The organism is Pseudodesulfovibrio sp. lm2024, from assembly GCF_051175575.1.
In the GTDB taxonomy this organism is placed as follows: domain Bacteria; phylum Desulfobacterota; class Desulfovibrionia; order Desulfovibrionales; family Desulfovibrionaceae; genus Pseudodesulfovibrio; species Pseudodesulfovibrio caledoniensis.
Genome location: NZ_CP195092.1, coordinates 2,950,493 through 2,971,714, shown reverse-complemented (window position 1 = coordinate 2,971,714; position 21,222 = coordinate 2,950,493). Strand labels below are relative to the sequence as shown.

Genomic DNA, 21,222 nt, shown 5'->3' with positions numbered 1-21,222 from the left:
CGCAGGCAGGGGAAGGATCGCCTGGAACGCCCGTCCCGCAAGGCTTTCGCACGGTTCGAGGAGGAAGCAGCGGTTCGCCGGTCATGCCCCGGACCGTGTCACAGGTCGCTGCCTGGGGGGGCTGAATCGGCTTAGGGCTGCTGGAGAACAGGATGTGGTTGCTGAACGGTTCTCTGGCCCCAAGGCTGCCTATTGCGGACGGCTCGGAACTCGGCCCTATTCATATGAAGACGCCCGCCGGGACGCGTTTCTTCAGGCCCGGACCGGCATGCCGGTGCGGCTCTGTAGGTGATTGCCTAACCGGGCGGAAAGACTTGATTCCTCCCTGCGGGGAACCTCCGCACGGAAAAGTGCCTGCTTCCGTTTTCGGCCAATCCTGTTATTGTGGGCGAAACCAACCAGACAGGAGAATGATCATGATGGATTTCATGGTGGATGCGGACAAGTGTACCCGCTGCGGGGAGTGCGCCAGGGATTGCCTGCGGGGCCTCATCGAGATGGACGACCTGCCTGTGGTCCGGCCTGAAAACGAGGGCCGCTGCATCGAGTGCCAGCACTGCCTGGCCGTGTGCAAGCCCGGCGCGCTGAGCGTCTTCGGCAAGGACCCGGCGGACAGTCTGCCGCTCAAGGACATGTTCCCGGACCCGGCGAAGATGGAGACCCTGATAATGGGTCGCCGCTCCACCCGCCGGTACAAGCAGGAGGGCGTGGACCCGGCCCTGATTCATCATTTGCTGCATGTCGCCTCCCACGCGCCCACGGCCGTGAACCTCCGTCCGGTCACCCTGACCGTGGTCGACGATCCGGCCGCAATGGACCGGTTGCGCGGCGAAGTGACCGCCGAGGCCCTGAGGATACTGCACGAGGAAGGCTTCCCTACGGGCTGGGAACGCTTGGGCGACTATGTGCGCGGCTGCGAGGACGGCACGGACATCCTTTTCCGCAACGCCCCGCATCTGCTGTTGGCCTCGGCCCCGGAGGATTCGCTCGCGCCCATGGCGGACTGCCACATCGCCATGAGCTATTTCGATCTGCTGGCCAGCAGCCATGGCCTGGGCACGGTCTGGAACGGCATCGTCCGCGCCCTGTTCACGGGTATCGTGCCCCAGTTCCGTGCCCGGCTCGGCATCCCGGAGGACCACCTCCTGGTCTGCGCCATGTCCTTCGGCAAGCCCGCAGTGAAATATCACCGCACGGTCCAACGCCCCGGAGGGACCATCCGCAGGGCGGATTTCTGACCCCGATAAAAAAGTGTCCTGAACCGGTGAATTTTGTGCGCATTTCCTGTTGACAAAAACCACCCCCTTGGGACAAGTTGTCTTTCCCAACGACGTGGGGCTGTAGCTCAGTTGGGAGAGCGCTTGAATGGCATTCAAGAGGTCGTGGGTTCGATTCCCTCCAGCTCCACCAATGATTATAAAGGCTTAGAAGGTTTTCCTTCTAAGCCTTTTTTCGTGGGATATACAAAAGAATATACAAATGATATCGGGTGGATGAAATTTTGATTTGGGGATGGGGGAATTAGGTATGATGTCTCCTCCTAATTCCGATACGCTCTTATAGATTAGTTCGTTGAAATCTCTAATTTTTACTAATTTGAGATTACTTTTTTTGCTATCAGGACAACCCCAAATGGAGCAGCGCAGTATACTGTTGGCAGCATGTAAATATTGATAAAGTACATTAGCCGATAAAAGTTTCTAGCGCAGCGAGTTGTGGTAAAATCCTCTGGGTATTCTGAGATCATCTTCCTGTAATCTACAGGGAGGTGGTTAAGGTCATGGCAGTCTATTATCTCAGAGTATTGATCAGCAAAGTCCTGAACTTCATTTGGGTCAATAGCTTCATTGCCTAGTTCAATTGCAATTGCCTGTTGCAGCCTGTGGAGCCTATTGGCACATCTATGGTAGCTATCTGAATGGCTTAGCAGTTTGCTCAAGGAGTCTTGGTTGGCGATCACGAGAATGATTACAGATGCCATCAAGGTTAAGTATTCTGACTTACTTTCACCAACAAAGGGGATGTAAAATCCACAAATTGTTGATATTGCGATAACTACCTGGAAAATTGATAGGAATGAAATAGCAAAGACAAGGGCCTGGTGCTTCTTTCTTGATCTTTCAGCCGCAGTGTAGCGTGATTTCTCAGTGCTCCACACTCTGTTGGACAGTGCTTCAAGTTTCTTTCGCATATTGCCTCTCGTTGTGTCGGTAAAAGGATGAGGAGGGGAAAAACCTTAAAGCAGTTACCATCCAAAGCAATGCTCAGGGGTTCTTGTACTTACTAGGGTCATGCCCGTTCGGTTAGCTGTACTTAAACGTGTAGGTTAGATTAGCCGCAACCTCATTAAAGCTGTCGCAGGTTCTCGGGTGGAGATCCCCCTCCTCAAATTTTGTAGTCAACTCCCATATCCTTTTCGATTTGATTTAAAAACCGTCCAACATGATAGTCGTATAGTCTATCGATCTCGTCCTTACTGAATTGTCCCAAGGCCAGTCCTCGGTTTGTCAACCAAGCACGTTTATCCTTGAAGTCCGATAGTTCATAGTCATGCAGATAGGTTGAATCCCGCCAATTGAATTTAAGCTCATAAAAAGCTCTTGATGCTTTCTTAAGGTCATCTGGGATCGCCGGGAAAACCGAGCACCGCTTGAATTGACCACGCACGAAATTGTCAATGAGATACGGTATCTTTTTGTCATTAATTTCTGAAAAATACTGGAGCCAGCCGTATCTTTTGGTCTGAAACTTTGCGCCAGTGATCTTGACGTTGAGGTCTTCAAGGAAAGCCATTTTTATATTCTCTACTCCGATCTGCTTGTCCTTTCGTTTTCCATCGATGTAGATGGCCTTTTTTAGCCTGACGAACATCATCGAGATGGAGTGAAGGTGCTTCTCTAAGGTGCTTTGTCTAACAGAAATATCGGAGCCGGAAAGAGTATACCCCAAGTAGATCGTGCACTCGTCCTGACAGCAGAAATCTGATTTGTCGGTGTTCAGTCCAAGGTCTTTGTCCTTAAGTGCACTTTGGCACACAGCCTCAAAATCAACTTTTGGGTCGGTCAATGCTACGATGTCATCGACATATCGGTCGTAGTGGAAGCAAAGTTTCTCAAGCACCTTATCTGTATCTTTGAGGTATATTTCTGCGAGTACATTTGAAATCGGAAGACCTTGAGGGACACCTTTGCCGTCTTTGTGGGCATAGTTTTGCCGATCTTCTCTGTGGTAACCTTCAGGGACTGTAGGGTTTCTTACCGCTCTTCGAATGAGGGTTAGAAATTCACTTGCCAACTCACTTGAGTCTAATTCAGAAAATAGTTGCTCGTGATCAATGTTGTCATAATATGCTTCGACATCCACTCTATGAAGGCTTCGTGCTCCGTTAGATTTGTTGAGTGCCTTTGCCAGGTTTCTGACTTTCACATTGGGTAGTTCCCGTTTAACACTGTCGGGGAAAGCGTCTTGGAGAAGAGAATTCAAAATGCTTAGAACTATTTTATCTCTCACTGTAGGAATCGAGATTGATCTCGGAAACTTCTTTGGACCTTTCAAAATCAAGCGTTGTAGGTAGGGTGAAAAGCGATATGTCGAGTTTGCGCATTTTCTCCTAATTACTTCGAAGTGCCCTTCTGCGTCTTTATCGAAATCAACAACGGATGTTCGATCAATTCCACGTCCTGATTTGGATCGGATTCGTTTGTCGTAAACTTCAGAAATATTATCCAAAGTAAAGTAGTCTTCTATTTTGATTGCTGCACACATATTCACACCAAATAGAACATCATGTAATGGACTGCAAGCTACAAAAATGAAAGGACTGGAAATTCCGACCCAGCCCATGTTCGGCATGTTATGGCGATTTGCTCACATCATCTCTTTGTCAGGTTCGTAGTCAACGGCTTTTTCCTTATATACTGGGGGGGAGAGGGACACCATACCTATTTAATGAATAACCCACCATACCATCCTAGAAGATCCATCTGAGTTGATCCTGAGTTTGATTGTGGCTATCCGAGTGAGGAGCCCTTCACCACACAACGGGGTGAGATCAGCAATGCCTTACATCGGATGTGCTTAGAAACTTTTGAGTAAGATCAAGCCGGGACGCACTATCTGGCCATGCGCCAATTTGCCCTGCGTGGTTGGCATGCCAACATCACTCTAGGGCTGTTTGTAGTTGTGAGTGCTTTTTACGGACAATTGTTAACCAGTTGCTATTCTTGAAGCATGCTTCCTGGCTTTTATTTGTCGCGGGTTGAGGCTTGTCGCTTGTCGCCAAATTCGACGTTAGCAAATTCGTTTTGTGCCTCTTCCAACTCACCAACTAACTTTTGAAAATCCCTATTGCCATTGAATATGTCAATTGGCGCTTCGTTGTATGCACGTTTGAAGACGAGTATTCTGATCTGATAATATGTTATTATGTCCGATACTAGTCGGGCAGCGTGACCGATTGTCAATGCCCGTTCTCTATTCCGTGGCCCTGTTATTCTGTCCCTCCTTTGGCCTAATGCAATGCCATCAAGATGTGACTGGTGACAGCTCATGCCATATCCATAATGTGGTCCTGTTAGGCTGGCGAATAGTCCATCGTCACATGATGCGAAATGCTTTAATATTCCAGAGACAGACCATTTATAATCGAGTGCTTGTTTGCCTTTTCGTCCGTACTTGTCCCATGAATCATTTGGGCTCTCTCCCAAAACAACCATATCTCTTAAGGGTTCCCATATGGGATTGTCGCCATTGCCGGATGTGCCTATTCTGCTGAGTGTTTCTTTTGCCCGCGCTCCGTCCCTGCGCAAGAGTAGTTCAGGGTGGATATCCCAAAATTCCCTGCAGTTGGCCTCAATTTCCTCTTCGGTTCCACTTAACATGAAGCAATACTTTACTGACCCTTCAAGTATCGACCGCATGAGGATGTCGGCATCCCAAAGCCGCCCTTGGTGAATCAGTAGCAAAATGCTCTCGCTAGTCTCATGGCAGCTTATGAAGAGTTGCGCTGCTACGGTAGTCCCCCCATTTCTAGGGGATCTGAAAGTGTTGTCAGCAACCCCAAGAAAAGGATTCAAAGATTGTCATCAATTGTTCAGACGCCCCCGAGCTAATCGGGATCGGTGAAACCGGAAGTCGTTGGCGCGCAACGCGAGACGATCTTTCCCCCCGCCGGAAAGTGTGCTCCCAACCATTTCGCCCCACCAGCCCCTTGGGTGAAATTTGTCAAGTGGAACATACGGTTTTTCCGATGTATTTCATCGACTGCACCGTGCATTCGACCGACATTCGGCTGCATTCCATCGACATCGCCGTGTTCCGGCAGTTTCGGCCGAAAAACCCGTGATACGCTCCTCGCAAATAACGACAGGGCCGTCCTGCTCAGTGGCCCGAAGGAGATAAATATCAGTGTATTTGCAATGAGGCTGAAACATGACCGGGACGGTCGAATCGTGGAGAAAACGGAAATCGTGGCCGGTCGGCCCGTAGTCTGGAAGTATGCCTACGACAAGGCCGGGAGGCTCTTCGAGGCGCACCTGGACAACCGGCTTGTCTGCCAGTGTTACTACGACCGGGACGGCCGCCGCCAGCGGGACTACTTCCCGGCCATCGTGGGGTCCAGCTACCGCGACTACCGGTACAACCTGGACGACCGGCTTATGAGCGCGGGCAACAACGGGTTTACGCACGACGAAAACGGATTCCGGTCCATCTGGCCAAACGGCGGCACCTACCACCTGTACGAGTACGCGCCGGACTACCGGCTGCTCAAAATGGAAGTGGAGAACCAGAACCGCGTCTACGCCTTTCGCCACGACGAGCAGGGCCAGCGGGCAGCCAAGTATTTCAACGGCCAGCTTGTCGAGGCCTATGGGTGGCTCGACTTCATCCGGCTCGGCGCGTTCCACGACGGGCGCATGGGCTACGAGTTCGGCTACGCGGATAATGCACGCCTTCCATCGGCCATGCGGCGCGAGGACGGGGCCGTGTTCACCCTGCGTTACGACCAGGTCGGTTCCCTGCGTGTGGTTGTCGACACGGATGGCGACGTGATAAAGGAAATCCTGTACGATCCCTTCGGCGGGATCATCGAGGACACCAACCCCGGTTTCCGCGTCCCCATAGGCTTTGCGGGTGGCCTGCATGACCGGGATCTGGGATTCGTCCGTTTCGGCTGGCGGGACTACGACACCTTCACCGGCCGATGGACCGCACCTGATCCGATTGGAGATCGCGGTGGCGATCCGGACTGGTATGGGTACTGCCTTGATGACCCGGTCAACGAGGTGGACCCGCTGGGGCTTGCTTCGAAGAAGTACGCCGGTGCGGATTCCGAGGCCGGGCTGTTTTTCAATATTGGCGGATTGCAGTACACCAACGACAAGGAGGAGTTGGATGTACTTGATGAAGACGGCCAAACGCGGAAACGGTTCGAAGCCACATCGGGCAAGCCTGGAGTCAAGGATTATACATTAAAGAACAAGGGTCCGATTCCTCCCGGTGAGTATCTTGTCAAGCCAGACGAAGTGAGCAAGGCCGGTTGGATGAGAGAGCATCTGGATTGGCGTGACTGGGGAAAATATCGTGCCCCGATGCACCCTGACGGCAAGACAGACACGCATGGTAGATCTGGATTCTTCCTTCACGGAGGGAAGCGGCCTGGATCGGCAGGATGTGTGGATGTCGGAAGCAGCGACGAGGAATTGTTCCCCTTGTTGCAAAAGCAAAGAAGACCTGTGAAAGTCAAAGTGAAATAGCGAGGTTGGGAAGGCTTCGTTGGAACGAAGCCTCCCCAAAATGAGATATGAACAAAACAAGTATTGTCCTCATCGTTTTATGGCCTGCATTCGTATCTCAATTGTTTTTCTATGCGAGCGCGGCAACGAGCAATGACGTTATCAAGTTCGGAGCCTGTGCTGCCGCAACGATCCCACTGTATTTTTTCGTTGAAAGCATCAAAGGGAAAATGGTTCTCATCGAAATCGGACTAATTTCATTCGTGGCGGCAGGAACGATGCTTCTGACATGGCGCATTGATCCGTATCATTCCATAGGCAACTTTCCGGCAAGTAGCCTTTCTCATACAATTCCCATATTCGCGGGATTGTACTTCGTAACGCTTTTTGTCTGTGTAATTATCAATAGGACAGTTTCTTACTTTGTCGTGAAGAACTTGTGATGATGTAAAGTCCCCCATCTTAGGGCCAGCTAGTAGTAGAGGCTTCCCGCCGATTTTTGGTGAGAGCCCGGAGGGCAGGGGGGCTGGCCGGAGTCCGTGCGTGGAACCGTGGAGCGGGGATTGTGGCCGCGCGACAAACCAAAGGGCCTGCGGGGTTGCTCCGCAGGCCCTTGTTTTCGGTTCGTGGCGTCCGCAAGGCGAGGTTACGCCCGGGCGTCCTCGGCCCAGTAGCGGACCACGCGGGCGCAGATGCTCAGGGCCTTGTCCATGTCCTGGAGGCTGACCCATTCCATGGGGCCGTGGGGGGCCTGCATGCCGCAGAAGATGTTCGGGGTGGGGATGCCCTTCTCGGTCATGATCGAACCGTCCGTGCCGCCCCGGAAGGCGAGCATGTTCGGGGGGAATCCCTCGTCGGCGTAGGCCCTTTTGGCGATGTCCACGGGCCGGGGGTCGTCCTTCAGCCAGTAGCGCATGTTCCGGTACTGGGGGGTCACGGTGCAGGTGATCCGCGCCCTGGGCTCGGTCCGGTTGACCTGCTCGCAGAGGGTCCGGAGCAGCGTGACCTGCTTCTCCAGGCCGTCCAGCTCGAAGTCGCGCAGGTTGATCGCCATGTTCAGCTCGGCGGCGTTGCCTTCGATACTGTCCACGAAGATGAATCCTTCGCGCCCTTCGGTGGATTCCGGGCTGAGATGGTCCTTGGGCAGCAGGGCGATGATCTCCGAGGCCAGGTACAGGGCGTTGACCAGCCTGTCCTTGGCGCAGCAGGTGTGTATGGAGACACCCTTGATGTTGACCACGGCCTTGTCCGCCGAGAAGGTCTCGGCCACCAGGTCGCCGGGATTCTCGCCGTCCAGGGTGTAGGCGAAGTCGGCCTTGAGGTCGCGGACCATGGCGTCGCTCACGCCCCGGCCGATCTCCTCGTCCGGGGTGAAACAGATGCGGACGTCGCCACGGGGAATCTCCGGATGCGCCTTGAGGTGGTCGATGAGGCCCATGATGATGGCGATGCCCGCTTTGTCGTCGGCCCCGAGCAGGGTGGTGCCGCTGGCGGTGACGATGGTCTCGCCCTGTTTGTTTCTCAGGTAGGGCTGCATGGTCGGGTCGATGACCACTTCGGGGTCATCGGGCAGGACGATGGCCCGGCCGTCCCAGTCGCGGTGGACCAGCGGCTTGACGCCCTCGGCAAAGAACGAGGGGGCGGTGTCCACGTGGGCCACGAAGGCGATGGTCGGGACCTCGCGGTCGGCGACGTTGCCCTTCAGGGTGCCGAAAACCACGCCGTATTCGGTGAGCTCGGCGTCGTCGATGCCGAGTCCCTTCAATTCGTCCACCAGCATGCGGGACAGGGCGAGCTGGCAGGAGGTGCTGGGAGTGGCGGGGGAATCGGCATCGCTCTGGGTGTCCACCTTGCAGTAGCGGACGAACCGTTCTTCCATGATATCGAGTTTTGAAGCGGACATGTATTCTCCTTGTTGACGCGGCTGATCGGCGCGGTCCGGCTAGACCAGCCCGGCCAGTTGGCGTTCGACCACGTGACAGGCCACGAAATGCCCCTCGGCCACTTCCGTGAGCTTGGGCGTCTCGCAGGTGCAGGCGTCGATCTTGTCGTAGTAGCAGCGGCCCGCGAAGCGGCAGCCGGAGGGCGGGTTGATCGGACTTGGCACGTCGCCTTCCAGGATGATGCGATTGCGTGCCAGGTTCGGAATGGGGATGGTGATGGCCGAGAGAAGCGCCTTGGTGTAGGCGTGCAGCGGGTTGGCGAAGATGGTCTTGTAGTCGGCCAGCTCCACGATGCGGCCCAGGTACATGACCGCGATGCGGTCGGAGACGTGGTGCACCACCGACAGGTCGTGGGAGATGAACAGGTAGGTCAGTCCCATCTCTTTCTGGAGGGTGTCCAGCAGGTTGAGCACCTGCGCCTGGATGCATACATCCAGGGCCGAGACCGGCTCGTCCAGGACGATGAACTCCGGGTTCAGGGCCAGGGCACGGGCGATGCCCACGCGCTGCCTGCGGCCGCCGTCCAGCTCGTGCGGGTAGGCGTTCTCCAGGTTGCGGCTCAGGCCGACTATGTCCGACAGCTCTCGGACGCGCTTGGCCCTTTCGGCCGAGGAGCCTATGCGCTTCACGTCCAGGGGTTCGGCTATGAGATCGGCCACGCACAGCCGGGGGTTGAGGCTGGAGTATGGGTCCTGGAAGACCATCTGCATCTTGGAACGCAGCGCCTTCACCTCCCGGCGCTGGGGGAGCAGGATGTCCTGGCCGTCGATGATCACCTGGCCCTCGGACGGCTCCAGCAGCCGGATGGCCGCGCGGCCGGTGGTGGACTTGCCGCAGCCGGATTCGCCCACCAGGCCGAGGGTCTCGCCTTTGGCGATGTCGAAGGTGACGTCGTCCACGGCGTGGAGCGGTCCCTTCCGGGTATGAAAGTACTTTTTCAGGTTCCTGACCTGAACGAAGGGCGCGCTCATGCCGCACCTCCTTCCAGGAAGCAGGCCACGAGGTGGTTGCCGCCCACGGACACCGGGGCCGGAGCGGCCACCCTGCATTGGTCCATGGCCTTTGAGCAGCGCGGATGGAAGGGACAGCCCGTGGGCATGTCCGTCGGCTCCGGCGGCAGGCCGGGGATCACGGCCAGGGACTCGCGCTCCTCCTCCACGTTGGGGATGGAGGCGAACAGCCCCTTGGTGTAGGGGTGCCTCGGGTCCGCATAGAGGGAGGCGGTGTCCGCCTGCTCCACGATGCGGCCCGCGTACATGATGGCGACGTGGTCGCAGGTCTCGGCCACGATGCCGAGGTCGTGGGTGATCATGATCATGGCGGTGTCGAATTTACGTTTCAGCCCTTTCATCAGCTCCAGGACCTGGGCCTGGATGGTCACGTCCAGGGCCGTGGTCGGCTCGTCGGCAATGAGCAGGGCGGGGTTGCAGGCCAGGGCGATGGCGATGACCACGCGCTGTTTCATGCCGCCGCTGAACTGGTGGGGGTATTCTCCGGCGCGGTCGGGCTGGATGCCCACGGTTTCGAGCATGGCCAGCGCCCGCTTGAGCGATTCCTGCTTGTTGACGTCGTTGTGCAGGGCGATCATTTCCGCCACCTGCTCGTCCACCGGCATGATCGGGTTCAGGGAGGTCATCGGGTCCTGAAAGATCATGGCGATCTTGCCGCCGCGCACCTTGCGCATGGTCGCGGGAGACGCCTTGAGCAGGTCCTGGCCCTCGAAGAGGATCTCGCCGTCGGTGATCCTGCCCGGCGGCTCGGCGATGAGGCGCATGACCGACATGGCCATGGTGGTCTTTCCGGCGCCGGTCTCGCCCACCAGTCCCAGGGTCTGGCCCTTCTCGATGGACAGGTTCAGGCCGGAGACCGCCTGCACGGTGCTGTTGTCCGTGGTGTAGCGGACGTGAAGGTCTTTGATGGATAACAGTGATGTGTTCGACATGTATGGTCACTCCCGTTGGGGACTGTTGTCTGTCTAGTTGCGCAGCTTCGGGTCCAGGGCGTCCCTGAGGCCGTCGCCCAGGAAATTGAGGCCGAGGATGGTGATCATGATGGCCAGGCCGGGGAACAGGGTCATGTACGGGTAGTCTCGGATGAACTCGCGGCCGCCGGAGAGCATGGCGCCCCATTCCGGGGTGGGCGGCTCCAGGCCCAGGCCGATGAAGCTCAACCCCGCCGCAATGAGGATGGCGAAGGCCACGCCCAGGGTCGCCTGGACGATGATCGGAGCCAGACAGTTGGGCAGGATGTGCTTGAAAATGATGCGCAGGTCGCTGGAGCCGACCGAGATGGCCGCCTCCACGAACTCCTGGTCGCGGATGGACAGGACCGAGGCCCGCACCAGCCGGGCGTACTGCGGGATGGCGGCGATGCCCACGGCGAGCATCAGGTTCAGCAGGCCGGGTCCCAGGGAGGCGGCCACGGAGATGGCCAGCAGCAGCTGGGGGATGGACAGCAGGACGTCCATGACGCGCATGATGATGTTGTCGATCTTGCCGCCGTAGTAGCCGGCCACCGCGCCGAGGAAGCCGCCCACGGCCACGGAAAAACCCACGGCCACGAAGCCCACCTGGAGCGAGATGCGGCTGCCGTAGATGATGCGGCTGAATATGTCGCGGCCGAACTCGTCCGTGCCGAACCAGTGGGCCGCGGACGGTCCCTCCAGGGTGGCGAACAGGTCCTGTTCGTCAAAGGGGAACGGGGCGATGACATTGGCGAAGATCGCGGTGAGCACGAGGCCGAGGAGGATGGCCAGGCCGAACAGGGCCATGCGGTTCTTCCTGAGGCGGACGAAGACCTGGCCCCAGAGGGAATGCCGTTTGTTTTGCATGGGAAAGGTCCTTTAGGTGTACTGGGATTTGATCCGGGGATCGAGCCAGGCGTAGATCAGGTCCACCCCGAGGTTGACCAGGCAGAAGGCCAGGGCGATGAAGAGCACCCCGCCCTGGACCACGGGATAGTCCCGCATCTCGATGGAGCTGACCATGAGCCTGCCCAGGCCGGGCAGGGAGAAGATGATTTCGGTCAGGACCGCGCCGCCGAGCAGGATGCCGAACTGGATGCCCGCGATGGTCACCACCGGCACCAGGGCGTTGGGCAGGGCGTGCTTGCGGATGACCACGCTCTCCTTCTGGCCTTTGGCCCGCGCCGTGCAGATGTAGTCCTGGCGCACGACTTCAAGCATAGAGGAGCGGGTCATGCGGGTGATGATGGCCACGCTCTGCAATCCGAGGGTTACGGCGGGCATGATCATGGCGTCGAAACTGTCGAAGCCCGATGGCGGGAGCCAGTTGAGCTTGACCGTGAACAGCAGGATCAGCAGCAGGCCGAGCCAGAACACGGGCATGGATATGCCGATCAGGGCGAAGAGCGTGACGATGTTGTCGAAGATCGAGTACTGCTTGACGGCCGTGACGATGCCGCACGGGATGCCCACGAGCAGGGCGATGCCCATGGCCAGGGCGGACAGCTTGAGGGTTACGGGGAAGGCCGCCATGAGCTCATCCCAGACGGGCCGTTTGGTGATGTAGGAACGACCGATGTCGCCTTCCACGGCCGCCTTGTACACGTAGCGGCCGAACTGCAGCAGGAAGGGATCGTTGAGGCCCATCTCCTGGCGCAGGTTGTCCACGTCGGCCTGGGGCGCCTGTTCGCCGAGGACCATCCGCGCAGGGTCGCCGGGCGTGACGTAGAGCATGAGAAATACGATAAAAACGACGCCGAGGATCACGGGGATCAGCATGACGCAACGTCTCAGGATGTATCTGAGCACGGGAATCTCCTTTTCGTTTCGCTCGGAGGCGGTCTGGGGGCGGACCGGATGGGGCCGGGCCCAGCGCGCCGGAGCAAGAGGAGTGCTGTTGGATAAAGTCCGCCTTCCGAGGGACGCGGCCTGTCGGGCGTGCGCCGGGCAGTGGAAGGAAAAGGGGAAGACGGCCCTCGGGCCGTCTTCCCCGCGCAATCGCTACTTCTTGAGTTTGACCTCGTACAGGGCGTGGAACCCGAACGGGCTGGGCGTGAAGCCGGTGATGTAGTCCTGGAGGCCGAAGGCGTACTTCTTGTTGGCCAGGGGCACCCACGGGGCCTTGTCGCGCAGCTGGTCCTGGATCTCGTAGTACATGGACTGGCGCTCTGGTCCGTCGGGGGTGACGCGGGCCTTGGCCAGCAGCTCGTCCACGGCGGGATCGCTGAAGGCGGCGAAGTTGTTGCCGCCTATCTGCGAGGAGTGGAAGGTCGGGTACACGGCCATGTCCGGATCGGGGGTCTGGCAGGTCCAGCCCACGAGGAAGAGTTCGTGCTTGAACTCCTTGAGGCCCTGGAGATAGGCACCCCATTCCAGGACCTGGATCTTCACGTCCACGCCGATCTTCTTCAGCTGGGCCTGGATGATAGTGGCCATGTCCACGCGGACTTTCTTGGAGTTGGTCCACAGGGTGGTGGTCAGGCCGTCGGGGTAGCCCGCCTCGGCCAGCAGCTGCTTGGCCTTTTCCAGGTCGGCCTTGGGCACTTCCAGGGCCGGGTTGGCGTACTTCACGTTGGGGGCGATGACGCCGGCGGCCGGATAGGCGTTGCCGCGGAACACGGCCTTGACGCTGGCCGGGATGTTGATGGCCGTGAAGATGGCCTGGCGCAGCTTCTGGTTGTCGAAGGGCGGCTTGCTGCAGTTGAAGCCGAGATAGGTGACGGAGTTGTCCACCAGGGAGACCAGCTTCAGGTTCGGATTGGCCTTCACGCGGGAGACGTCCAGGGAGGACAATTCAAAGGCGATGTCCACGTTGCCGCTCTCCAGCTCGATGGTCCGGTTGGACGCCTCGGGGATGACGCGCAGGACCATCTTCCGGAAATCGGGCTTGGCGCCGTGGTAGTCCTCGAACCGCTCCAGCTCCATGCGGTCGCCCTTCCTCCAGGTGACCAACTCGTAGGGGCCGGTGCCGACCGGGTTGAAGCCGTAGTCGTCACCGGCGGTCTCGACGGCCTTGCGGTTGAGGATGACGCCGCCGCCGAAGTGGGTCAGGGCGGCCAGGAAGGAACTCATGGGCTCCTTGGTCTTCACCTCGAAGGTGTAGTCGTCGATCTTCTTGAAGCCGACGGGGTCGATGACGCCCATGATGTGGCGGACCGCAGCACCTTTCTCGTAGGCGCGCCGCAGGCTGTACAGGGCGTCGTCGGCGGTCAGGAGCTCGCCGTTGTGGAACTTCACGCCCTTCTTCAGGGTGAAGCGGTAGGTGGTGCCGTCGACGCGTTCGACCTTCTCGGCCAGGGACGGGACCACGTTGCCCGCGTCGTCGATGGCTACCAGGGTTTCGTAGATCTGGCGCATGGCGTTGGAAGACGCCACGTCGTTGGTCATGTAGGGGTCAAGCGTCTTTGCGTCGTAGGTGGTGGCCACGACCAGCGTGTCGGGGTGGCTGGACGTCCGGGCCATGGCCCCGGGCGCAGCGACGGTCAAAAGGAGCAGGGACGGGAGCAGCCATTTGGCCGTCTTTCTCAGCAGGGACTTGAAGCTCATCAACACCTCTCAAAAATTAGAAAAACAATATTCCGGAACAGGATGCCGGAAGCGGACGGGAGTTGCGGGAGGGAGGAATCGGATGTCGGAGGGGATAAAGGACTGTTTTCGGCGTCCTGATTCTCCTTGGCACCGCGACCAACGCGCGCTTCAGAGGGGGCTCAATTTGCATAGGAAAGTGTGTGTTGTCAATTGAGTAGTCGTCTCACTCCGACACCCTCCCATGCACTCGGAGGTATCGGAAAAGCGGTTCCCCGAGATAAGTGCCGAGGGCCAGGATGCATGAGAGTGCCGACAACAAAAGGTAATGACGGATACGTTATTCTATAGTTTTGACAACGTATAGAAAGGTTTTCATCGACTGAGTCTATCGATGGACAGTTTTCTTCAGTGTTTTTGAATTCGGACATTTCGGACATTCTCTGAGTGTCCCCCGTAAGAGTTGGAATGGCCTTCAAGGGGGCGGGGGGTTAATTCCCTTCAGCTGCGAAGCAATACAGTCCATGGGTTAAAGTAGATGTACTGAATTATTTTTCATGCCCGATGGCGGAATTTCAGGAACATGCCCGCTCTGTGTCCGCCGTTTTCGGCGGACCGCTTTGGGCGATTTGAACTGTCGATCCCGAAGCCTTCCTTGAGTTTACTGGGGCGCTATTCCCTTGTGGGCGCCTGTTTTCCGCCTTGCCATCCACCTAGGATTTAAAGCGAATACTGGTACTTGACCGTAATGGAAATGGTCCATGTCTGGCCCTTGAGGATGGCGGGACGTTGGATCGTGCCGCTGGCGGATTGGATGGCCTGCCGCGCGGCCGCATCGAGCCTGGAATTGCCCGAGGAGTGGAGCATGACGATGTCGGAGAAGGTGTCGTCCGGGCGGATGCGGAATTGGTAGCGGGCATTGCCGATCAGGTCGGCGAGGTCGCTTCCCGGCGGGCGTCGGCGTTGTTCCACGGCGCTGTGCACCCGGGCCAGAAATTTTTTCAGGGCCTGTTGCCGAAGCCGTCTGGCCGCATCCTCGTGGTCGATTTCATCCTCGTCGGGCGTCACCCCCTGTTCCAGGGCCAGTTCGGTGCTGCCCGTGGTGGAGACTGAGAGGTCGAAGTTCGCCTGGATAGCGATGGTCTCGCCGGAAGGTTCCGGGGCCTGCCTCAAGGGCTGCTGCAGCAAGAACCAGTGCAGGCAGAGCGATATGGCCAGGCAGGCCCAGATTGTCCGCCGGGAAGTCACTGGGCCGTTTCTCCCGTGTCGTGGGGGCGGGTGTTGGTCGCTATGACCAGGTTGTTGAACCCGGTCTTGCGCACCAGGTCGACGATCTTCACGAAACGCTCCACCCGCGCCTCGGGTGAGGACTTCAACAGGATGTGGTCCGGTTGCAGGGAGACGGGCCGGTCGGAGGTGTCGCGCAAAAGATGGGTCAGGTCGTTCAGCGTGACCGGTGCGGTGTCGCAGAGGATATCCCCGTTCTCCTTCAGCTCGATTTCCATGGACCTGCCGGTCACGGCCCTGGCCGTCTCGGCATAGGGCAGTTCGATGTCCACGCCCTTGGCCGTGAAGACCGCGGAGACCACAAAGAAAATGAGCAGGATGAAGACGACGTCCAGCAGCGGAGTGATGTCCGGAGAGGCCGGTCTGGGGGCGTTGCGCTTGAAATTGATCATGACTCCGTATCCGGAACGGGGATGTGGCGCGCCGCGTGCTGCATGGTATGGGCGATCTTGTCGTATTCGCGGCAGAACCAGCGGTGAGCCAGCACGGCCGGGATGGCGATGCTCAGCCCGGCGGCCGTGGTCAGCAGGGCCTGCCAGATTCCCCCGGCCAGCATGGTGATGTCCACGTCTCCCGACGATGAGAGCCGGGAAAAGGCGTTGATCATGCCCAGTACAGTGCCCAGCAGTCCCATGAGCGGGGCCGTGGCCGCGGCCGTGGACAGGAAGTCGAGCCGGGCGTTGAATTGGAAGAGGACCTCGTCGCCGGCGGCCTGGATGTCCGCTTCACGGTTTCCCGTATCCGGGGAGAAGCAGGCCGAGAAAAAGGGGCCAAAGGCCGGGGCTGTTTCCTCCACGCTTTTGATGGCGGCCTCCCCGCCCTGGGTGCGGAACGTGTCGAGCAGGGAACTCAGCGCCTCCGCAGAGGGGAAGCGGCGGGTGGTGAAGGCCACGAACCGTTCCAGGATCACCGCCAGGGCCGCCACGGACAGAATGAGCAGCGGCCACATCATGAAGCCGCCCTGTTGCAGAATACTCATGCGTTTCCTCTTTGCAGTTCCTCCAGCCGGGGGAGGTCGATAAGGTCTTTGCCGATGGCCACCAGGAAGCCCGGCTGGTCGAATTCGTCGCCCAGGGGGGAGAGTTCGTGGCGGCCGCATACATATTGAACCACCACAGGCTGCGGACAGTCCGCGAGGTGGACTATCCCCTTGAGCCGGAATACGGATTCAGGCAGGCCGTCCAGCGTGTTCAGCAGTTGACCGCGATCGAGGGCGGACGAAAAGATGAACCGCTGCGAGGTGAAGCCTTCGCGGGCATGATCGTGGTGCGTCCGGTGCGGCAAGGAGGGCAGGAGGCCCGCGTGCTGTTCGAACGGGTCCATGTCGTAGATGTGGCCGGGGTTGACGGCCCCGAACTCCGTTTCCACCAGAACGGCCCGATGGTTCAGTTCGCGCAGTGTCTCGCGCAGGGCGGTCAGTTCATCCTTGTCCGCCAGATCGCATTTGTTGAGCAGGATCGTGTCCGCCGCCGAGATCTGGTCGCGGGCGATTTCGTGGTTGGCCAGAATATTCGGGGCATTGGCCGCATCCACCAGGGTAGTGATGGACTCCAGGCGCACCAGGGGACGCAGCGTGTCCAATTCGTTGAGGATGTTGAACGGGTTGGCCAGCCCGGTGGCCTCCAGCACGATGACCTTGGGGGAGAACCGGGCCTTGAGCTGTCGTATGCCCTTGGAGAGGTTGCCGGCCAGGGTGCAGCATACGCACCCTTCGTCCAGCTCCACGATGGAATCGTCGCCTTCCAGCAACTTACCGTCCACGCCGGTCTGGCCGATTTCGTTCTGGATGATGGCCACCAGCTCGTCGCGGGCCGCGTAGTACTCCAGCAGCTGGTTGAGAAATGTGGTTTTCCCCGAGCCGAGAAAACCGCTGAGCACGATCAGGCCGGGGCGGTTGTCAAAGGCCGGGGCATAGGTCCGGTCAAGGGAGAGTCCCTGCATGTCGTGGGTCCTCCAGAACAGGGCGTCGTTCAGCGGGGCGGGCAGGGCGGCCCTTGCATCGGGACCGGCGGCAACCTCGCACTGCGCAAGCGGTAGAGACGCCATGGCGGCCAGGGTTTCCCGGTCGCCCCAGCAGAGCAGGTCGTTGACCCTCTCTATGCCATGGTCAAGGAGCGACCGCCTGCCGGTGCCGTCAAAGAGTATCCCGTTGTCAGGGGTCCTGCCGCGTCCCACCCTGCACGGGGGCTCGTTCAGGCTGTTGGCTACGGCCGCGGCCAGCACCAGAAGGAAATCCAGGGAGATCTCGTGGGCCGGGAAATCCTCCTCGGCCTCGCCGGGAGGGATGACCCACCTGTCGTCCGGCGTTTTCACGCCGTCCCGGGCAATGCTCAATTTCCTGTTCAGTGCCTCGCACTGCAGGATCAGCCCGTTTTCCTCCGGCGCGAGCGACGCCGTCAGGGCGCCCATGCGGAAGGGGACCGCCCATTCGCCCATGGCCGTAAAACGGCGCACCGTTTCGAGATAGTCAGGCTGGGCCGAGGCGTGATTGGCCGCCAGGGACATGGTCTCCAGCAGCGGTTCCTCCGCCGCCGGGAAATAGTGCACCCCGAGCCGGGCGTGCTGCCCCTGCCCGTCCTTCCAGGTGTGTTCCGTGGCCAGCCCGAAAACACCCGGCCGGGCGCGGATTTTCAATGTCCAGCCCTGTGCGCCCCGGGGACTCACGGCCATCCCCTTCCAGCCGACCAGCCGTTTGAACTCCTGGTGTTGGCAGGCTGCCAACAGGCAGTTGGTCAGCATTTCAGGCAGGTCGATCCGTCTGTTCAGGCTCCGTTGATTCGGCAGTACGGCTGTGAGTCGCATGGCGGGTCCTCGCTTGGGGCGGCCCGGCCCGCCGTGACGGCGGACCGGGCCTGATGGGGGTGGTGTTGAGGTGAGGTGACTAACAACCGAAACTGATCTTGTCTCCATTGCCCAGGTAGTCCTTGGAGGCCGAACGGAAACGGGCGGTGCCGCGCACCACCGGATAACCGGCTTCGATGAACTTCTTGGCCGTCAGGTGGCCGGTGCAATGGTTGCAGCCGATGCGCTCGAAGCCCCATTGGCCGAGGGATATGACAAGGTCGTCATATTTGGGATCCCAGTCCTCGAACGGCGAGATGTGCAGCCCTCCGTAGATGCCGTAGAACCGGTCATTGTCGTATTTCAGGTTGGCCTGGGCGAAGTTGGCGAACTTGAGGATGCCCTGGTGGCAGCAGCCGGAGATGAGCAACAGCCCCTTGTCCTTGATGTTGAAGGCCAGGGAGGTCTCGCCGAACACGCGGTTGATGATGGGCACGTCGAACTTGAGCAGGGCCATGCCCGGGATGATCTCGGTGATCGGCTTGTCCACGATGGTCATGTCGCCCTTGTAGCCGCAGTCCTTGATGTACTGGAGGCCTTCCTTGTAGAAGCCGTCGTGCACGTAGAGAGGGATGCGGTTGTCGTATTTGACCGTGACCGGCAGGCCCCAGAAGTGGTCCCAGTGCTCATGGGAGATGAACAGGGCCTCGATCTGCTGCTCCTCGAGCATCTTGTCGATGCCCTCGCGTTTGAAGCTGTCCTCCATCCACTCATAGGACCAGCCTGTGTCCAGCAGGTATTTGTGGACCGTTCCGTCCAGGGCTTCGACCTCCAGCAGGCAGGAGTAGCCGCCCGGGTTTTCCGGGTGCAGGGCCAGCTTCTTTTGAATCTCCCAGGCCTTTTTCAGGTCATTGGGCAGGAGTTCCTTGATGGAGCCGATGCCTTCCTCGTAGGAGCCATTGGCCGAGCCTTTGCCGTTGGCGAACGGGGCCCAGTTCAGGGTGTACTGGTTGACCAGCAGGCCTCCGGCCTCGTGGATGTCGCCGATGAGGTGGGCGTTGTTGAACCAGCTCGTCTCCGAGATGTTGGTCACGCGCACGCTGCGGCAGGCGCCGAAGTTCTGCATCTTTCTTTCGATTTTGGGCAGGCGGTTGTAGGCCGAGGAGGTGTAGGAATACATTCCCATGCCGGCGAACGCCCCGGCCACCAGGCCGGTGGCGGCTCCCTTCACGAAGTCGCGTCTGCTGATATTCTTTTTATCGTTGCTCATAGTATTCTCCTTGTTCCCCGCTTATTTGATAACGGTGAAGTTGGCGCCGATCCAGGGCAGGATGTTGATGATGGCGACGTACAACAGCACACCGACGCACAGCCCGATAAGCAGGCCCTTGGCCAGGCCCGGCGTCCATTTGACATCGTGGGCCACGATCTCTTCCCGGACTTCCGCTATCTCGGCTTCGGTCTTGGGCACGGCCTTCCAGCCCGGCCAGCCGTCCATGAACCAGACGTTGATCAGGAAGATGTTGATCAGCCAGATCATCGGGATCATCGGGAATTGCTGCGGATGGGAGAAGCCCTTCTGGGTTCCCAGGAACAGGTGGGAGGTCTTGTAGTAGACGATGTAGACCACGGCGGCCATGACGGCGGTCAGCAGCGTGCGGATGCAGACGTTGACCGGTCGGCTGAATTTGGTCGGCCAGTTGTTGCAGTAGAAGGTCAGGTACAGGGAGGGAACCAGCCAGAAGATGGCCATTTCTCCGACGTGCAGCCAGCGCCAGTCCGGAGCCATCAGACGGCGGGTGCCGCGGATGGTCTCGCCCCAGACCAGATCCTGGGCGTAGTACAGGAAGAAGCACAGGCATACGGCAATGGCGATGATGCCGAAGAAGGATGCGGTCCTGCGCAGGGCGTTGTGCTTGATCAGGTTGAAGGGGTAGCGCTCCCAGATGGTCTCAAAGAGCCAGACCACCACGGTGCAGCACATGATCCAGGCGATGTGGAAGTTGCCGGAGACCGTGTGGGCGAAGTTTTCCCAGTAGGGCGGGCAGATGGCCGTGAACTTCTGCCAGGGATAGAAGAGGATGGCCATGTGCGAGTGCATGGTCAGGAAGTAGACGATCATGCTCATGAAGAAGGTCACCACGGCGATGGTGATGCCTCGGGCGGGCTGCTCCAGTTTTTGCCAGGGCGCGTTTTCGCAGGCCACCACCCAACTCGGAGAAAGCCAGGAGGCGATGGCGGCGAACATCATGATCGCCTCGGCCGCGTATTCGATGGAGTAGAAGTCGGTGATGCCCATGGCTTCGAGCCGGGCCGGGTCGAAGTAGGCGATGCCGAAGTTGCCGAGAATCTCGACGAAGAAGCCCTTGATGAGGATGACCATGGCCGCCACGCTGACCAGGGTGAGCACCGTCCCCTTGATCAGGGGGTGCGTTTTCTTGAGCCAGGACCGTTTGAACGGCCAGAAATCGAAGATGTAGGCGACCCAGATGAAGAGGATGAGGAGCCAGCGGCAGACCATGTAGCCCACGTACGGGGTATACATGCGCATCAGGCCCCGGGGATCCTGAAATATCCACCAGGTGGCATAGAAAAAGGCGAAGATGACGATCGTGTTCACCAGAGCGGGGATCGGCCCGCTCCAGCGTTTGACCAGCTTCCGACTCTCAAGGTAGCTGACACTACTGTTGTCCATTTTACACTCCTGACCCAAGTTTGCCGGTCGGGGGTGATCGGTCCCCGAACTGCAACTCTGCTTGTTACAATGTTGTTGAGGGTGCGGATTTCGAAATCATTGTTTCCAGTTGTTCGAGGGTGACGGTAGCCGGATCGATGCCTTGGGCCATGGCACGCAGGAACAGCTCGTTTTCCGTCAGAGGCACGGTCTCTTCCTCCGAACGGGACGCCTCTTGGCGCGAGCGCTCCCTTGCCTGGCTGCCGAAAGGCATCAAGCGGCCGAAAAATTCTCTTCTTTTCATTGCGTCAATCC

General features: G+C 58.8%; 18 protein-coding genes and 1 tRNA gene. 3 read left to right on the top strand and 16 right to left on the bottom strand.

Annotation, left to right across the window (positions count from 1 at the left end; translation table 11 throughout):
- The first annotated feature begins 416 nt into the window (after positions 1-416).
- Together ACR42D_RS14000 and ACR42D_RS13995 are read left to right on the top strand one after the other, a co-directional pair.
- Positions 417-1,238: a nitroreductase family protein gene (locus tag ACR42D_RS14000; RefSeq protein ID WP_484567407.1), complete on the top strand. Its 822-nt coding sequence runs from the start codon at positions 417-419 to the stop codon at positions 1,236-1,238.
- A 96-nt stretch (positions 1,239-1,334) separates the two neighbouring features.
- A tRNA-Ala gene (locus tag ACR42D_RS13995) sits at positions 1,335-1,410 on the top strand.
- A gap of 181 nt (positions 1,411-1,591) precedes the next feature.
- Here ACR42D_RS13995 and ACR42D_RS13990 read toward each other — a convergent pair.
- From ACR42D_RS13990 to ACR42D_RS13980, 3 genes are all read right to left on the bottom strand, one after another.
- Positions 1,592-2,191, bottom strand: coding sequence for an SLATT domain-containing protein (locus tag ACR42D_RS13990; protein WP_484567406.1), 600 nt, complete (start codon positions 2,189-2,191; stop codon positions 1,592-1,594).
- A 194-nt stretch (positions 2,192-2,385) separates the two neighbouring features.
- Positions 2,386-3,765, bottom strand: coding sequence for a reverse transcriptase domain-containing protein (locus ACR42D_RS13985; protein WP_484567405.1), 1,380 nt, complete (start codon positions 3,763-3,765; stop codon positions 2,386-2,388).
- A 479-nt stretch (positions 3,766-4,244) separates the two neighbouring features.
- Positions 4,245-5,075 (bottom strand): DUF5677 domain-containing protein, encoded by an 831-nt coding sequence (locus tag ACR42D_RS13980; RefSeq protein WP_484567404.1) that lies wholly within the window; start codon positions 5,073-5,075, stop codon positions 4,245-4,247.
- Between the two features lie 342 nt (positions 5,076-5,417).
- Between ACR42D_RS13980 and ACR42D_RS13975 the strand changes: the two genes are divergently transcribed.
- Complete coding sequence (locus ACR42D_RS13975) at positions 5,418-6,755, top strand: RHS repeat-associated core domain-containing protein (protein WP_484567403.1); 1,338 nt, start codon at positions 5,418-5,420, stop codon at positions 6,753-6,755.
- Between the two features lie 625 nt (positions 6,756-7,380).
- Here ACR42D_RS13975 and pepT read toward each other — a convergent pair.
- From pepT to ACR42D_RS13910, 13 genes are all read right to left on the bottom strand, one after another.
- Positions 7,381-8,637: a peptidase T gene (pepT, locus tag ACR42D_RS13970; protein WP_484567402.1), complete on the bottom strand. Its 1,257-nt coding sequence runs from the start codon at positions 8,635-8,637 to the stop codon at positions 7,381-7,383.
- A gap of 39 nt (positions 8,638-8,676) precedes the next feature.
- On the bottom strand, positions 8,677-9,648 hold the full coding sequence (locus ACR42D_RS13965) for an ABC transporter ATP-binding protein (RefSeq protein ID WP_484567401.1): 972 nt from the start codon (positions 9,646-9,648) through the stop codon (positions 8,677-8,679).
- Entirely contained in the window at positions 9,645-10,619 is a 975-nt protein-coding gene (locus ACR42D_RS13960; RefSeq protein ID WP_484567400.1) for an ABC transporter ATP-binding protein, read from the bottom strand. Before ACR42D_RS13960 ends, ACR42D_RS13965 begins: the two co-directional genes overlap by 4 nt.
- Positions 10,620-10,652: 33 nt before the next feature.
- The gene (locus tag ACR42D_RS13955) at positions 10,653-11,507 is read right to left on the bottom strand and encodes an ABC transporter permease (protein WP_484567399.1); all 855 of its coding nucleotides are present in this window, start codon (positions 11,505-11,507) and stop codon (positions 10,653-10,655) included.
- A gap of 12 nt (positions 11,508-11,519) precedes the next feature.
- Entirely contained in the window at positions 11,520-12,449 is a 930-nt protein-coding gene (gene nikB / locus ACR42D_RS13950; protein WP_484567398.1) for a nickel ABC transporter permease, read from the bottom strand.
- A 192-nt stretch (positions 12,450-12,641) separates the two neighbouring features.
- Complete coding sequence (locus tag ACR42D_RS13945) at positions 12,642-14,186, bottom strand: ABC transporter substrate-binding protein (protein ID WP_484567397.1); 1,545 nt, start codon at positions 14,184-14,186, stop codon at positions 12,642-12,644.
- A 699-nt stretch (positions 14,187-14,885) separates the two neighbouring features.
- Complete coding sequence (locus ACR42D_RS13940) at positions 14,886-15,413, bottom strand: TonB family protein (RefSeq protein WP_484567396.1); 528 nt, start codon at positions 15,411-15,413, stop codon at positions 14,886-14,888.
- Positions 15,410-15,844, bottom strand: a complete 435-nt coding sequence (locus tag ACR42D_RS13935) for an ExbD/TolR family protein (RefSeq protein WP_484567395.1) — start codon at positions 15,842-15,844, stop codon at positions 15,410-15,412. The genes ACR42D_RS13940 and ACR42D_RS13935 overlap by 4 nt, the downstream gene beginning before the upstream one ends.
- Positions 15,841-16,431 (bottom strand): MotA/TolQ/ExbB proton channel family protein, encoded by a 591-nt coding sequence (locus ACR42D_RS13930; RefSeq protein ID WP_484567394.1) that lies wholly within the window; start codon positions 16,429-16,431, stop codon positions 15,841-15,843. The genes ACR42D_RS13935 and ACR42D_RS13930 overlap by 4 nt, the downstream gene beginning before the upstream one ends.
- A complete protein-coding gene (locus ACR42D_RS13925; RefSeq protein ID WP_484567393.1) occupies positions 16,428-18,254 on the bottom strand; it encodes a CobW family GTP-binding protein in 1,827 nt (608 codons plus the stop codon). The genes ACR42D_RS13930 and ACR42D_RS13925 overlap by 4 nt, the downstream gene beginning before the upstream one ends.
- A 79-nt stretch (positions 18,255-18,333) precedes the next feature.
- Positions 18,334-19,503, bottom strand: coding sequence for an MBL fold metallo-hydrolase (locus tag ACR42D_RS13920; RefSeq protein ID WP_484567392.1), 1,170 nt, complete (start codon positions 19,501-19,503; stop codon positions 18,334-18,336).
- Positions 19,504-19,524: 21 nt separating this feature from the next.
- A complete protein-coding gene (locus ACR42D_RS13915) occupies positions 19,525-20,928 on the bottom strand; it encodes a hypothetical protein (protein ID WP_484567391.1) in 1,404 nt (467 codons plus the stop codon).
- 64 nt (positions 20,929-20,992) lie between these two features.
- Positions 20,993-21,211, bottom strand: a complete 219-nt coding sequence (locus ACR42D_RS13910; RefSeq protein ID WP_484567390.1) for a hypothetical protein — start codon at positions 21,209-21,211, stop codon at positions 20,993-20,995.
- Between the last annotated feature and the right edge of the window lie 11 nt (positions 21,212-21,222).